The sequence below is a fragment of the Acinetobacter sp. YH12249 genome, assembly GCF_013417475.1.
Lineage (GTDB): Bacteria > Pseudomonadota > Gammaproteobacteria > Pseudomonadales > Moraxellaceae > Acinetobacter.
Genome location: NZ_VPDX01000013.1, coordinates 1 through 15501, shown reverse-complemented (window position 1 = coordinate 15501; position 15501 = coordinate 1). Strand labels below are relative to the sequence as shown.

Below are 15501 nucleotides of genomic sequence, written 5' to 3'. Positions count from 1 at the left end.
GATGCCTGACCTTATAAATGGAAAAGCTCATGTCTAAACAAATTTTGATTTTAGCTGGTGACGGTATTGGCCCTGAGATTGTAAAAGCCGCAGAACAGGTGCTTACACGAGTTAATGAAAAATTCAATCTGGGTTTAACATGGGAACAAGGTCTGTTGGGCGGTGCTGCGATTGATGCACACGGTTCACCTTATCCAGACGTAACGTCTGAACAGGCGAAAAAAGCAGATGCAATTCTGCTCGGTGCTGTAGGCGGTCCAAAATGGGATACGATTGAGCGTTCAATCCGTCCAGAACGTGGCCTGTTAAAACTACGTAGTGAGTTGAATCTGTTTGCGAACTTGCGTCCAGCGATTCTTTATCCACAATTGGCTGATGCCTCTAGCTTGAAACCGGAAATTGTCTCTGGTCTGGATATCCTGATCGTACGTGAATTGACTGGTGGTATTTACTTCGGTCAGCCACGCGGGATCCGTGAACTGGAAAATGGCGAAAAACAAGGTTTCAACACTGACGTTTATGCAGAATCTGAAATCAAACGTATTGCCAAGGTTGCGTTCGAACTTGCTGGTCTGCGTGGCGGTAAAGTATGTTCAGTTGATAAAGCCAACGTGCTTGAAGTGACTGAGCTTTGGAAACAAACCGTGACTGCACTGAAAGAAGAGCAATATCCGGACATTAACCTGTCTCATATGTATGTAGACAATGCTGCGATGCAGTTAGTACGTGCGCCTAAGCAGTTTGATGTGATTGTGACTTCAAACCTGTTCGGTGACATCCTGTCTGATGAGGCTGCAATGCTGACTGGTTCAATCGGTATGTTGCCATCAGCTTCATTGGATGAAAATGGTAAAGGGATGTACGAACCTTGCCATGGTTCTGCACCAGACATCGCAGGTCAAAACCTGGCAAACCCATTGGCAACCATTCTGTCTGTAGCCATGATGCTGCGTTATACCTTCCGTGAAGAAGCAGCCGCTAAAGCGATTGAAGATGCAGTAGGGAATGTTTTAGACCAAGGTCTGCGTACTGCTGACATCATGTCTGAAGGCATGACTAAAGTGGGTACAGTGGAAATGGGTCAGGCAGTGGTAACTGCATTGAACTGAGTTACTCATTAGTTTCATGTAAAAAAAACGCAGCCTTGAGCTGCGTTTTTTTATGACTGATTTTGATTAACAGGTTCGACCCGAAAGGCTGACAGAAGTTGCAATATTGTCTTTGAGCAAAAAGGTAATCTTGCATTGCAAATTCACATCATAACCTGATGCAGGACTCACAGTGACTGGAACCGGAACTGTGCCTGTACCTGCTGCCGGAAACTGGGCAATTGGTAAGGGAACGGTCACAGGACGTTCTACGACATAGCTGAGCTGTTGGGAGCTGAGCTCAGGCTCACTGATTTGCTGATAACCCAAACGTTTCAGATCTAAATTGCGATCAATATATTGGCTGCTCTGACCAATAAATTGTTGTAAATAAGCTTCACGGTCGGTCTGGCTGATCGTGGGTGTCTGTGCACACCCTGACAGACCGAGCAACAGGATGCTCAAGCCCAATACCAGAGGAGTACCTTTGCTTATCAACATCACATCACTCCTACTCAAGGAACGCTTAAAAACAGTGTAATAGCAAAGTGTGAGAGGAACTGTTGTAATTTATTATTAGACAGGACAGGAACAATCAGGCAGTTAGATGTTAGCTGTAGCTGTCAAATCTAAGACAACTTAGAACGCTTTTATATCCACTTCAAAATGAATAAAAAGCAAAAATGAGTCTTAACAGGCACGTCCACTATATTGCACAGATTGGGCAATCTCTTGTTCTAGCTGAAAATGAATCTGACAGGGCATTTCAACCTGATAACCCGGGCCGGGTGCAGTTGCGAGTCGTACAGGAGCACCTATACTGACACTTTGCTGAATGGCCGGTGTTCCCAGTGGCAGTTCAATGGTGCGAAGTACGGTATAACTCAGACGTTTTTCTGTTTGTACAGGTGCTTTTGAGGTCTTAAAACCAAGTGCAGTTAAATCCAGATCCTTGCGAATTGACTCTGCAGATTGGCCGATATATTGCTGTAGTTGCTGATCTAGCTGCCGTGATTTTATCGAACTTGTAGTGGAGCAGGCAGTCAGGCTGATTCCTAGGATCAGAGAAAGCAAGATTTTTTGCATGAATGATTCACTGTTTTTATTAGAGGAAAAATAGAAATTATTATCTTCGAATGCAGTATAGTGAATGTACAGGGGAATTGATATAAAAGAAAAGGCAATAAAAAAGCCACTGGATGAGTGGCTTTTGCTTCCGCTAAAACTTAGCGCGCACGGTATGTGATACGACCCTTAGTTAAATCATAAGGAGTCATTTCGACCTTCACGCTATCGCCAGTCAAAATACGAATATAGTGTTTACGCATTTTACCAGAAATATGGGCAATTACTTCGTGACCGTTTTCTAAACGTACACGGAACATAGTATTAGGAAGCGTCTCGGTGACAACGCCTTCGAACTCGATGAGTTCCTCTTTATTGGCCATAGCCTACCTGAATGAATAAATTGGAAAGGCGCAAATTATAGTCAATTTTTTCGCAAAACACAAGGTGTAACGGGCGTTAGACTGATCATCTGTCAGTAAAATAAGCGAAGTGTGAGTTTAAACTTTTTAACTAAAAAGCGTGTGGTATCTGTTGTCAGTTTGGTCAATCACAGTTAATCTAATTTCAATCTTTTTAAGTATAAATGAAGTACATACAAGGAAGGTTTTTGAGTGAGTCAGCTAACGGATGCATCAGTCGTATTGCGTTTAGGCTATCAGGCGATTCGTCGTGCAGGTTTGCCAACAGAAGAACTTCTGACGAAAGCAGGAGTCGCTTTAAATCAGGTGGAGACCAATGACCGTACTCCGCTTAGTGCTCAGTATGCCTTCTGGGTTGCCGCAGAAGAGGTCAGTAAGGACCCGGATATCGGATTGCATCTGGGTGAACATTTGCCACTCTATCGCGGACAGGTGATTGAGCATCTGTTTATTTCATCAGAGAATTTTGGTGAAGGCTTGAAACGTGCACTGGCTTATCAGCGTCTGATCAGTGATGCCTTTCATGCCAAGCTGGTGGTCGAAGATGATCGCTGCTATCTGACCAATGGTGAACAGCCTTTTGCTGAAAGTCTGGTCAATCGTCACTTTACCGAATGTGCGATGTCAGGTGTGTTGCGTTTCTTTAAATTTATTACTGAAGGCCGTTTTGAACCGATCTATATCGATTTCAATTTTTCCAAAGGCGCGGCAGATGAAGAATATTTCCGGGTTTATGAATGTCCGGTAAGTCTGGGCCAGAAAGAAACCCGTTTGTATTTTGATCCCAGTATTCTGGATTTCCCGCTTTGGCAGGCAGAGCCGGAACTGTTGCAGCTACATGAACAGCTGGCAATTGAAAAATTACAGGAACTGGCTCGTTACGATTTAGTCGGGGAAGTGCGTCGGGCTATTGGCTCTACTTTAGAAAGTGGTGAAACAACGCTAGAAACTGTAGCCGCTCAACTGAATATTACTCCACGCCGTTTACGTACCCAGCTCAGTGAGGCTAATACCAGTTTCCAGCAGATTCTGTCTGATTATCGCTGTCGTCTGGCTAAACGTCTATTGGCGAGTACCAATGAAAGTGTAGAACGTATCGTTTATCTGACTGGATTCTCGGAGCCAAGTACCTTCTACCGTGCTTTTAAACGCTGGACCAATGAAACGCCGGTGGAATATCGGAAGCGCAAGCAGCGTTAATCTTTAAAATCTAAAATCCTCCCCCAACCCCTCCTTTAATAAAGGAGAGGAGTTCCTTCCTTTTTCAAAGGGAGGTTAGGAGGGATTTAAAAATTAAAAATAATTAGCTTATTCCGGCATATTTAACCAGTATGGACCCAAAGGTACTTTGGGTAGGTCAAAATACTCTGGATATTCAGCCTGGATAAAATACAGACCGTCCGGTGGTGCGGTAACACCGGCTGCTTTACGATCTTCTGCTGCAAAAATATGGTCAATATGGTCAACTCCATACATGCCTTGGCCGATTTCCAGCAAACAGCCCATGATATTGCGTACCATATGATGCAGGAAGCCATCCGCCTGAATATCTAGAATCAGATAAGGCCCATGCTGGATCAGGCGGCAGTGACGGACGTGACGTACCGGCTGATTGGACTGGCAGGCTGCTGCACGAAAACTCTCAAAGTTATGTGTGCCTTCAAACTTTGCAGCCGCTTCAATCATCTTTTTGACATCAAGTGGATAGTAAATATGAGTGACCTGTTTATGCAGCAAGGCAGGGCGTACCGGATAGTTATAGACAATATAACGATAACGGCGTGCCTGTGCTTTAAAGCGTGCATGGAAGCCATCATCCATCTCCTTGATCCATTGGATTGAGATATCCTTAGGTAACTGGCTATTTGAGCCCATTAACCAGCCTCGTTCAGAACGCAAGGCATGGGTATCAAAATGTGCGACCATATTGGTCGCATGCACGCCGGCATCGGTTCGGCCTGCACCATGCAGAATAATCGGTTCATCGGCAATTTTACTGAGAACCTTCTCGATGGTTTCCTGAACACTGATTACGCCCGGTTGTTGAGTCTGCCAACCTCGATAATTCGTTCCACAAAACTCAATTCCCACCGCAAAACGCTGCATAATGACCTCAAAACCTGACTAATCGTACCAATGGGCATGCCATTGTTCTACCGTGTCATATTGTAAATACATTTTTAGGGCTTTTGCATAAAGATCAGCATGGCCATAACTTTCATTGAGTAGAATTTTGCAATCATGCACCCATTCAGCAATGGCATAACGCTGATCGGTGGCACCGAAAGGCACTTGAGTAGTTAAGACCGAGATACAGCCTTTGGCATAGAGCTGATTGATAAAATCTACGATCTCTGGATTGACGGCCAGATTGCCGGTTCCAAAGCCTTGCAGGAATAGAAAATGCGGAGGATAGGCCAAAATATTTTTCAGATTATTGAACTGTTGAACTAAATCGATCGGCTGCATCATCAAGCTCATACAGTTAAAATCCAGAGCTTTGGCAATATCGTCTGCTGTAACCTGATGACTTTGCTGGTTGGCCTGAATAGCGATATGCGCATCCAGACCAGTAAAGGCATTCAGCTCAGTGGTATGTTGCTTTAAGGCAGTTTGAGCATGAATCAGTTGCTGATGAAAAGCCAGATAAACACCTGCATTACACTGAGTTACTGAAGCGAGCGCAAAGCTCAGATTGTCCATGGCATCGCTAAATTCGCGTTGCGCATCGCCTTCAGCATTCAGGAGGGGATACTGGCTGCCAGTCAGCACAATATGAGCCGAATTCCCCATAAAATGTGCCAATACTGCGCTGGCATAGCTCAGGGTATCTGTCCCGTGAATAATCACAAAATGTTGTATCTGCTGTTCAGATTGCAGATTTTGGATAAATTGCACCAGTTCTAACCAGTCTGTCGCAGTACAGGCACTACTGTCCTTAATCACAGGAGCGCAGTAATACTGAATGAACGGTTGATCCGTAGCAAGCAGCTGTTCCAGTTTGGGAATAAATAAATCGGCAGACATAGGGGCGAGCGGGTCACCGACACAGCCAAAGGTGCCGCCCATATAAATCAGTGCAATATCTTTCATCATAAAAAAAAGCAGCCAAATGTGACTGCTTTAGTGTAAAGGGAAATTGATTAAGATGCGATTTGATTCAGCAACTGATCGGCTTGCTGACGTTGTGCTGCTGTATATTCAGCTTCACGTTCAGCTATGACTTCACGGGCAGCTGCATAAGCGCCTAACTGGATATATTGCTGTGCCAGCTCCAGGTTAAGGTCCGCTTCATTAACTTCCATCAGTTCCGGGAAGGACTGCACCAATGGATCATGTTGATCGGTTGTTGAAGTCACAGGCGCTGTCGGAATCTCAAAATTCACCCCTGTAGAAACAGGAACCTCTTTTACAGCTTCGATATTATCAAGTTTAAAATCTAGTCCAGATGTTTCAGTCGCAGCAGGCGTTTCAGTTGCAGGCGTTGCAATATCGAGGCTAGACAGGTCAAACTCAGTCGCAGGTTCGGCTGTTTTTTCTGCTGTAGGTGTTGGAGTGTCTAAAGAGAAAGAGAAATCTAAAGGCTGGATTTCTTCTGTTGTTGCAGGCGCTGATTCTGTTTTTAAGGATATAGATGGTTCAAGCTTAAGCTTAAAATCCAGAACCGGTGCTGACTCAGTTGCTGCTGTTGGAGCAGTCTGGGTTTCAGCAGTATTCATCTGAAGATCAAATTCAACTGAATTATCTGATACAGGCGGAACTTCTTCCGTTTTTATTGGCTCAGCCGCTGGAATCTTCGGTTCAAAGTTGAACTCTAAGGGTTGGATATCAGGTACTGGTTCCGCTACAGCAGCTGGTTTACTCGGTTGCAGTTCCTGTTGTAATGCATCAAATGCCTGTTCGTTTGAAGCGGGGGCGGCAACCAGGTCTGCAAAGGCATCTGTAGAAGGTTTGCTTTCCTGTACAGGAGGGGTTTGTGGCTGAGCACTTGGGAAATCAATAGTATCCTGAACAGCGACCGAAGAGTTTTCAAACTCACGCTTTTTGACCTCAGCCTGAGCCAGAATATCTTCCAGTTCCAGAGAGCGAACATGGTTAATCAGCTGTGAAATCGCAAATTCATCTTTTTGCAGGATATGAATGTCGAGTAGCAGTAAATACAACTCATGTTGAGAATTATCGCGATTCAGTGCCTGATTGATTTGCGCTTCGGCTGCAAAGAAATTACGTTCCTGAATCAGACCTTCAATTTTCTTGCGTGTCTCTGCTGATAGAGGCGTTGCTGATTTTTTAACGACTCCGGCTGGCTCGACCACTTTGGTTCTTTGGGAAGTGGATTTTGACGCAGCGCCAGGTTTTTTCGCTTTTACAGTTTTAGTTTTTGCTTTATCTGATTCTTGAGCATCTTGTCGTTTTTTTATGACAATTAATACGATGATCAATATCACTAATGGAATCACATAAATCAGCATGTTTTACCCCTTGGGGATAGAGTCATTAAGTTCGCCTATCCCAATAAATCGTCATGTGTAACTTTTTAATTAATTGGCTTTTTATCTGCCTGTTGTGCTTTAAGCTGTTGTTGCAGCTGGGCAAGACGAGCATTTAATAATTGAATTCTGTGATCCTTCTGATTGAGTGCCAATTCTAGTTCAGTTACGTTTCTCTGTAATTTAACGGTTTTTTCACGGGCTGTCATAACTTTTAATGACAACTCTTTCGAAGTTCGATTTTCTTTTGTGTTTGAGTTGGCAGAAACCTGGCCGGAATCACGCTGATTCTCGGCAACCAGGCTCATTTCAGCCTCATTCAGGCGATATTTGGTTTTTGCAGCAGGTTTAGAGGGTGCTTGAGCAGACTTAATTGCTGAGGCCTGTATCGGAGTTTTCGCAGTATGAACGGTCGCTAAATTAAGTGCTGCGCCTTTACGCAAGCGGTTAGCATCACCCCCAATAAAAGCATGTTCATTCTCACGCTTGATCTGCTGCATGACCTCACTTACTGGACGCTGCTGTTCATTGGCAATCCTGGAAGCAATGCCCCAAAGCGACTCATTTGACTGTACCACATACGTCGGCTTGATCTGGGTTGAGGTGCTTTGTTTGATGGCTGCCGGCTGTGCCTGAGTTTTAGTCGCTAAATTTGGTTTGTCCTGTGCAGTGCTGGATGCCGCCTGCTTGCGAGCCTGTTGTTCTGCATATTTTTTGACAAGTGGATCACTGGACACCATCTGGTTTTCAGGGTTTGTCGGTGCAGAAACTTGCGCTGAGGCTGCATTTTTATTTGTTGGATCTATTGTAATTTCAGCTGGTTTTGTTTCAGCCTGAATTTTTGTAGCTGCAGCCTGTAAGTTTGACGTTGCATCTGCTTGAGCCGCAGTCGCGTGAGCTGCTTTGGATGAAGTATTCACTGGCGCAGTGTTTACATTGCCAGCTTGCTGTGAACTATGACTTGTCGCTGCTACCGCAGTTTCAGTATTAAGTTTTGTTGGGCTTGTGACTTGAGCTGCAATACTCGATGTCGGCTCATGGGTCACAGCAGCTAACGCTGTTTTAGGGATAGAGCTGGCTGATAATGCAGGAGGTGCTGTGTTTTGTAAGGCTAACGGTTTTTCTGCCACAAACGGGGTGGTTGGTTTGGATTGTGCATTGGTATAACGCGTACTCACCGGTAAGTTCAGGGCAATATCTTTTTCACTCACGACTACGACAGGCGCGAGGGGCTGTTCAGTCTGTTTCAGGCTGGCCTGTAACAAATCAGTTTTAGGTCTTAATGCAGTACGGATATGCTGTAGGCGTGCTGCATTGCCTTCCTTGATTTTAACAATGATATTTAATTCACGATCAGTAACCGGGCGCGAGGAGGTAATGGTAATAACCCCAGTTCCATTACTGTTGCGACGGGTGAAAAAATTCAAATGACCCGGTGGCTGATGCGATGCGCCCATAGAAATCAGGTCTTCTGGCGAGGCTAAACTTACCTCAATGGGCAAGTTAATATCTGATTGACGGAAATTCATTTCCGCATAAAGCAATTCCCCAGGTGCAGACTGGATTTGTACCGAATCTACATTAATCGCATAGATATTTTGTGAAGCAACAATGGCTAAAATGGCAAGCTTTAATTTGTTATATACAGTCATCTGTGAGCTCAGTCATTATCGCATAGCGAAAATTATAGATTAACGGGATGTTTGTTTTTTGTAAAATACTTACGCAATAGTTACACAAAAAAGCCGATCAATAAAGATCGGCTTTGTGATTTATTTCCTGACGGAAACTTAAGAGTTTTTATAGTCAATCAAGATGCGCAGCATACGACGTAAAGGTTCTGCAGCACCCCAAAGTAACTGGTCACCTACTGTGAATGCACCTAGGTATTCTTTACCCATGTTCAGTTTACGCAGACGACCAACAGGTACAGTTAATGTACCAGTGACTGCAACAGGAGTTAGGTCAGTCATTGATGCTTCACGAGTGTTTGGCACAACTTTAGACCAGTCATTTGCATTTGCAATGATATCTTCGATCTCATCCAGTGGAACGTCTTTGCGAAGTTTCAGCGTTAATGCCTGAGAGTGACAACGCATTGCGCCGATACGTACACAGTGGCCATCAATCGGTACGATCTGCTGGTTACCTAGAATCTTGTTGGTTTCAGCCTGACCTTTCCATTCTTCTTTAGACTGGCCGCTTTCCAGCTGCTTGTCGATGTATGGAATCAGAGAACCTGCTAAAGGTACACCGAAGTTTGCAGATGGGAAGCCTTCACCACGTTGCAATTCAGCAATTTTAGAATCAATGTCCAGAATTGGAGAACGTGGATCATCCAGCAAGTCTTTGGTATTGTTATATAAATAACCCATACCAGTAATCAGCTCACGCATGTTTTGCGCGCCAGCACCAGAAGCTGCCTGATAAGTCATTGAAGTTGCCCATTCCACCAGATTGTTCTGGAACAGACCACCTAAGCCCATCAACATCAGGGAAACAGTACAGTTACCGCCCACGAAAGTTTTGGTGCCTTTGACCAGACCGTCTTTGATCACATGCATGTTCACCGGATCAAGTACGATGATTGCTTCATCATCCATACGCAGGGTAGATGCTGCATCAATCCAGTAGCCATCCCAGCCTTCAGCTTTGATTTTTGGGAAAACTTCAGTGGTGTAATCGCCACCTTGACAGGTAATAATGACATCCATTTGCTTCAGACTGTTAATGTCTGTTGCATCCATAAGTGCTGGGGCAGTCTTACCACCAAATGCCGGAGCTTCACCACCCGCATTACTGGTAGAAAAATAGAATGGCTCAAAATGAGCAAAATCATTCTCTTCAACCATACGTTGCATAAGGACGGAACCCACCATCCCGCGCCAACCGACCAGACCTACTTTCATGTCACTTTGCCTCGGTGCGTTAAAAAATCAAAAGGGATTCGAGTGTATCAAAAAGGGACGTGACTGCAAGAGCTACACAATCAAAACATCAATATTCTTGAGCGAAATATCTGCTTTATGATACATACAAAATTGATAAAGCAATTTTTCTTTTAGAAAAAATAATAACTTAGTAAAGAGTGTATCTTATGGTAGGGTTTATCCAGATCATGGCAATCGTGGTCATCTGGTTAAGTTTCTGGTCGCTGATTCCCCGAGATGAATGGTGGATTCGTGGTGCAGATTTTCCACGTTTACAGATTCTGGTTTTGGGCTTCATTGCCTTTGTTCTTTTTCTCCTGGTCGATCACCCATGGACGGCCTTCAATCAGCTGCTTTTTGTCGGCCTGATCGCTGCTTTGGCGTATCAGCTGAAAATGGTCTTGCCTTATACCTTTGTTTGGAAAAAACAGGTCAAGCAGGTCAAGCAGGATCAGCTGGATCCGGATCGTCAGATTTCCCTGATTGTTTCAAATGTTCTGACCACCAATACTAAATATCATTTACTGATTGAACAGATCCAGACCCATCAGCCAGACTTGGTCTTAACGCTGGAAACCGATCATGCATGGCAGGATGCGCTGGCCGTCATTGAGCCAGATTACCCCTATCGGGTACCTGTACCTTTGGATAATCTGTATGGCATGCATCTGTACAGCAAACTTGAGCTGAGTGAAACCGAGGTTAAATTTATTCTGAGTGATGAAATTCCCTCGATTCATACCAAGGTCTTGTTACGTTCCGGACAGCCGGTACAGCTCTATTGTCTGCATCCGAAACCACCAAGCCCAACTGAAGCCAAAGATTCAACCTTACGTGATGCGGAATTGCTGATTGTAGGGGACCAGATTAAGGATCTGGATGAAAGCTGCATTGTGATGGGAGATCTGAATGATGTGGCCTGGTCACGCACGACACGTTTATTTCAGCGTATTAGTGGTTTGCTGGATCCGCGTGTTGGCCGACGCTATGTAAATACCTTTCATGCCGATTATCCCTTATTGCGCTGGTCACTTGACCATGTGTTTCACAGCACCGATTTTGCCCTGGTGCATATGGAGCGTTTAAAACACGTCGGATCAGATCATTTTCCGGTTTATCTGGTTTTACAAACTGGGCGGGTATTTGAGCATCATCAGGAAGAACTGGAAGAAACGGATCAGGATGATCAGGAAGCCAAAGAAGCCATTCAGGAAGGAATTGAAAAGGCAGAGAAAGAAGAGAAGAAAGTCACTGATAAGATTACGATGGCTTATAAGAATGAGGAGAAATTCTTATAGTTTTAGCTGAAAAGTGTACGATATTGCTTACAGCAGTTTCCGCTTCTTGCGAATGGGCAGTACAGAGGAATCCACGTATTCTAAGCTCATCAGCACAGGGAGTCGAGAAAGGATATTCTCATAAGGAAGACGAAGCTGAATGAAAACATCATGGAAATGATGCTGAAAGGGAAATCACAACAACGAAGAAGCAATTATAACATATGAAAGCACAACCTCATTAACCCGGGTTTTACAGGATGTAGAACCCGGGTTAAATTATTTTTGGCTCATTTTTTTATTATAATTAATTGATTGTTAAAATAAAATTTAAATTAAAAATGGATATTACCTGAATGGAAGTTATGATTTCCGATCATGATTCAGTCAATGAATTCGAAGTGCTACAGCTCTATCTTGTCAATCAATGGTCAGCTGCAGAAAAACCTCAATTGCTTTTAAAGGCTTTGCAGCATTCTCATAGTCTGGTGACGGCACGTATCAACGGTCGGCTGGTCGGCTTGGGAAATGCGATTTCAGATGGTTATCTGGTGGTGTATTTCCCACATTTATTGGTTCACCCGGAGGTGCAGCGACAGGGTATTGGTCGTCTGATCATGCAAGAAATGCTGCAACGTTATTCAGGATTTCATCAGAAAATTCTGGTGGCTGATCAGCATGCCACTGAATTTTATAAAGCTCTAGGTTTTGAGCGTGCAGGGCATACAGAAGCGATGTGGATTTATCAAGGAACGGATCATTGAGTTGTCTTGCCAATAATACCGTCCATATTTTTTCTAGTTTTTAATAGATTTTATCATAGCCTTCAGGACGGGTCTTAAAGCGACGGTGGAACCACATATATTGCGTCGGTGCAATGCGCAACTGGCGTTCAATAATCAGATTTACCCGGGTTGCATCATCGACTTCATCCGCACTTGGCAGGTTCTCTACCGCAGGCTCGATCAACACACAGTAGCATGGATCTTTAATATCACCAGTTCGATAAAAATAGAGTGGAATGGCAGCGGCTTTGGTCATTTTTAATAAGCGACGATGTGCAGTGACTGTGGCTGCAGGTACTCCAAAAAAGGGTGCCATCACACCCTGTTTTAAACCAAAATCCTGATCCGGACTGTACCAGATAGCATGGCCATTTTTCAGGTTACGCACCAGACCGCGCATATCATCATGGTCAATCTGGTTGGCATAAATGGTGGCACGGCAGCGGTAAATCAGCATATCGAGCAAGGGATTATTTTGTGGTCGATACACCACATCCGGCTCAAAATACTGTGCACATAAATAACCACCAGCATCCAGCAAAGTCGAGTGGGTACCGAGCAATAAAGCCCCTTTACCTTCTGCCTGAGCCTGCTGGATATGTTCCAGCCCTTCAATCTGTACCCGGCCTTTAAACCATTTTGGACAGTACCAGGCATTCAAGGTCTCAAATACACCGAGCATCTGGTCAATAAAGACCATACGAGCATTGTCCTGAACTTCTTGAGCTGACCATTCAGGGAAACAAACTTCCAGATTGCGAAGCGTGGTTTCACGACGAGATTTCAAATATTTAAATGCCATCTGGCCAAGTAGACGTGCCAGACGATGCTGAATCGCCCAAGGTAAGATGGCCAGAATCATCAGAAATACAATACCCACCCAGATACCCCAGTATTGCGGTAACAGGAATGACCATTGAAATTCACCGGGTTTGTATTCTGGCGTTCGACTCATAAATTCAATATTTGAAATCAAAGATGTCAGCAGTGTAGCAGAAGAGCTTTTTGAAATAAAAAACTGCAAAATAAAAAAGCACCTGTACGAATACAGATGCTTAGTGACTAGGCGATTTAAAGATTAGCCTTTGGTCATATTTTCCAGTTGGTCCCAACGTTCCATTTTTTCCAGCAAAATCTCATCAATTTCGCCTAAACGTTCAGAGGCCTTGGTCGCTGCTGCTGCATCTGTGACAAACCACGAGCCATCCGCCAGTTTGTCAGAAAGTTCAGCTTGTTCTTTTTCCAGTGCTTCAATTTCAGCCGGTAACATTTCCAGTTCACGCTGATCTTTGTAGCTGAGTTTTTTCTTCGGAGCCGATGCTACAGGTGTAACTGCTGCTTCAGCTTTGGCCTGAGCTTTTTTGACTGCCATTTTCTGGTCAACCACAGTTTGATCTGGACGTTGTTCCAGATAATCCTGATAGCCACCGACATATTCATCAATATTGCCTTTGCCATCAAAGACCCAGGTCGATGTGACGACATTGTCCATGAAGGCACGGTCATGCGAGATGAGTAATAGGGTGCCTTTGTATTCCGCCAGCATTTCTTCCAGCAGTTCCAGCGTTACCATATCCAGATCGTTGGTCGGTTCGTCCATCACGATCAGGTTGGATGGTTTCAGTAATAGTTTGGCGAGCAGAATACGGTTGCGTTCACCACCTGAAAGGGCTTTAACTGGCGTACGGGCACGTTCTGGGGAGAACAGGAAGTCTTGTAAATAGCTATAGATATGACGACGTTGGCCATTCACATCGACATGATCTGAACCTTCCGAAACGTTATCTTTAACTGATTTTTCCAGATCTAGCACATTACGTAGCTGGTCAAAATAAGCAATTTCCAACTGGGTACCGGTTTTGACTGTACCGCCATGCTCGATTTCTCCCAGAATGGCTTTGATTAGTGTAGTTTTACCGACACCATTATCACCCACCAGACCGATCCGATCGCCACGCATTACCAGCGCCGAGAAATCATTAATGATCGGTGCATTGTCACCAAACTTCACGCTGAGATGTTCAATCTCGAACACCACTTTGCCTGAACGCTGTGCTTCCTGAGTCGACATGTTGACTTTGCCTTGCTGGAAGCGGCGTGCTTTAGACTCTTCACGCAATTCTTTCAGAGCACGGACACGACCTTCGTTACGGGTACGACGTGCTTTAATGCCTTGACGAATCCAGGCTTCTTCTTCAGCGAGTTTTTTCTCGAACAGGGCATTCTGTTTTTCTTCTGCTTCCAGCTGCTGAGCTTTTAGGTCGAGGTAACGTGAATAGTTGCCTTCATAGCTACGCAAAATACCACGGTCCAGCTCGACAATACGGGTCGCAATACTGTCCACAAAGGCACGGTCATGCGAAATAAACAGTAAGGTCAAGTTATTCTGCTCGAGCAAGAATTTTTCCAGCCATTCAATACTTTCGACGTCCAGATGGTTCGTCGGTTCGTCGAGTAACAGCACATCAGGTTGGGTGAGCAGGGCACGTGCCAACAGGACACGGCGTTTACGACCGCCAGATAAATCGGCCAGATCCGCTTCAGGATCCAGTCCCATTTTACTTAGGATTGAATTAACCTTAGTTTCTAAAGCCCAGCCATCCAGCTGATCCATCTGATGCTGCAAATGTCCCATGCGGTCACAGGCTTCCATATCACCGAGCACGCAAGCTTCACTGGCTTCATGGTAAGCACGCAACACTTCTGAAGCTTCACCAGCGCCGTCGGCAACAATATCTGCAACCTTGCCGGAATCCATTGGCACGTCTTGGGCCAGCATGGAAATGGTGATGCCATTTTGTAACGAAACTTCACCACTATCCGGGAGTAAACTTCCTTCAATCAGTTTAAGTAAGGTAGACTTACCCTCACCATTACGGCCAATCAAACATACTCGTTCACCGCGTTCCAAATTAAAGTTGGCGCCGTCGAGCAAGGCAGGTCCGCCAAATGCCAGTTGGACATCCCTTAAAGTAATATAGGCCATAATGTTAATGTTTCCTGAAATCCCAAATGAGGACTTAAAATGACTAAACAACAAAATCTAAATGATCAGGCGTCATTTTCCGCACCCATTGAAGATTTGCAAGTGCGAATTGCATTTTTAGATGATTTAGTTGAACAGCTGAATCAGCAGGTCACTCGCCAGAATCTGGAAATTGCCGATTTAAAAAAACAAATGCAGTTGTTATATCAACGTGTTGAGTCTGCAGATTTGTCCGAAGGGATTGATGCTTTTGATCCGGTCACCAACCGTCCACCGCATTATTAATTTACAAATAATTTTAAAGAAAGAAAGCAAAAAAAAGCCCTCCAGTCTAATCTGCACCCCGAAAGTTGGACACTCTTAGTCTAATTTGAAGGGTGCTTTTTAATGGCTAAATATTCTCAAGAATTCAAATTAAAAGTTGTTGAACATTACTTGTCTGGTCATGGTGACTCTGT

15 protein-coding genes are annotated in these 15501 nt (G+C 44.4%); 5 read left to right on the top strand and 10 right to left on the bottom strand.

The window, feature by feature from the left end:
• Positions 1-29 precede the first annotated feature (29 nt).
• Positions 30-1109, top strand: a complete 1080-nt coding sequence (gene leuB, locus FTV25_RS08855; protein WP_004781852.1) for a 3-isopropylmalate dehydrogenase — start codon at positions 30-32, stop codon at positions 1107-1109.
• 66 nt (positions 1110-1175) lie between these two features.
• On the opposite strand, the gene FTV25_RS08850 is transcribed toward leuB, so the two are convergent.
• The 3 genes from FTV25_RS08850 to infA all read right to left on the bottom strand — a co-directional run bounded on the left by FTV25_RS08850 (position 1176) and on the right by infA (position 2536).
• Positions 1176-1589, bottom strand: coding sequence for a hypothetical protein (locus FTV25_RS08850; protein WP_004781855.1), 414 nt, complete (start codon positions 1587-1589; stop codon positions 1176-1178).
• A gap of 189 nt (positions 1590-1778) precedes the next feature.
• Positions 1779-2174, bottom strand: a complete 396-nt coding sequence (locus FTV25_RS08845) for a hypothetical protein (RefSeq protein WP_180002974.1) — start codon at positions 2172-2174, stop codon at positions 1779-1781.
• A gap of 140 nt (positions 2175-2314) precedes the next feature.
• Positions 2315-2536 carry a translation initiation factor IF-1 gene (infA, locus tag FTV25_RS08840; RefSeq protein WP_001284370.1) on the bottom strand — a complete coding sequence of 74 codons (222 nt, stop codon included), beginning with the start codon at positions 2534-2536 and terminating at the stop codon, positions 2315-2317.
• Positions 2537-2767: 231 nt separating this feature from the next.
• Here infA and FTV25_RS08835 point away from each other — a divergent pair, with 231 nt between their 5' ends.
• Positions 2768-3775 carry an AraC family transcriptional regulator gene (locus FTV25_RS08835; RefSeq protein WP_004781856.1) on the top strand — a complete coding sequence of 336 codons (1008 nt, stop codon included), beginning with the start codon at positions 2768-2770 and terminating at the stop codon, positions 3773-3775.
• A 108-nt stretch (positions 3776-3883) separates the two neighbouring features.
• Here the strand turns inward: FTV25_RS08835 and truA are convergent, their stop codons facing one another.
• From truA to asd, 5 genes are all read right to left on the bottom strand, one after another.
• Entirely contained in the window at positions 3884-4681 is a 798-nt protein-coding gene (truA, locus tag FTV25_RS08830; RefSeq protein WP_159123637.1) for a tRNA pseudouridine(38-40) synthase TruA, read from the bottom strand.
• Between the two features lie 18 nt (positions 4682-4699).
• On the bottom strand, positions 4700-5671 hold the full coding sequence (locus FTV25_RS08825) for an asparaginase domain-containing protein (protein WP_180002972.1): 972 nt from the start codon (positions 5669-5671) through the stop codon (positions 4700-4702).
• Positions 5672-5718: 47 nt separating this feature from the next.
• Positions 5719-7047, bottom strand: coding sequence for a fimbrial protein FimV (locus tag FTV25_RS08820; RefSeq protein WP_180002971.1), 1329 nt, complete (start codon positions 7045-7047; stop codon positions 5719-5721).
• A 65-nt stretch (positions 7048-7112) separates the two neighbouring features.
• Complete coding sequence (locus FTV25_RS08815) at positions 7113-8717, bottom strand: FimV family protein (RefSeq protein ID WP_180002969.1); 1605 nt, start codon at positions 8715-8717, stop codon at positions 7113-7115.
• Between the two features lie 138 nt (positions 8718-8855).
• Positions 8856-9974 (bottom strand): aspartate-semialdehyde dehydrogenase, encoded by a 1119-nt coding sequence (gene asd, locus FTV25_RS08810; RefSeq protein ID WP_004781864.1) that lies wholly within the window; start codon positions 9972-9974, stop codon positions 8856-8858.
• A 188-nt stretch (positions 9975-10162) separates the two neighbouring features.
• Between asd and FTV25_RS08805 the strand changes: the two genes are divergently transcribed.
• On the top strand, positions 10163-11293 hold the full coding sequence (locus FTV25_RS08805; protein WP_180002967.1) for an endonuclease/exonuclease/phosphatase family protein: 1131 nt from the start codon (positions 10163-10165) through the stop codon (positions 11291-11293).
• A gap of 335 nt (positions 11294-11628) precedes the next feature.
• A complete protein-coding gene (locus FTV25_RS08800) occupies positions 11629-12036 on the top strand; it encodes a GNAT family N-acetyltransferase (RefSeq protein WP_180002965.1) in 408 nt (135 codons plus the stop codon).
• 40 nt (positions 12037-12076) lie between these two features.
• On the opposite strand, the gene FTV25_RS08795 is transcribed toward FTV25_RS08800, so the two are convergent.
• Both FTV25_RS08795 and FTV25_RS08790 read right to left on the bottom strand, forming a co-directional pair.
• Positions 12077-13012: a lauroyl acyltransferase gene (locus tag FTV25_RS08795; protein ID WP_179993125.1), complete on the bottom strand. Its 936-nt coding sequence runs from the start codon at positions 13010-13012 to the stop codon at positions 12077-12079.
• 123 nt (positions 13013-13135) lie between these two features.
• On the bottom strand, positions 13136-15043 hold the full coding sequence (locus FTV25_RS08790; protein WP_180002963.1) for an ATP-binding cassette domain-containing protein: 1908 nt from the start codon (positions 15041-15043) through the stop codon (positions 13136-13138).
• Between the two features lie 39 nt (positions 15044-15082).
• On the opposite strand from FTV25_RS08790, the gene FTV25_RS08785 reads away from it, so the two are divergent.
• On the top strand, positions 15083-15328 hold the full coding sequence (locus tag FTV25_RS08785) for a SlyX family protein (RefSeq protein ID WP_004781873.1): 246 nt from the start codon (positions 15083-15085) through the stop codon (positions 15326-15328).
• Positions 15329-15501 lie beyond the last annotated feature (173 nt).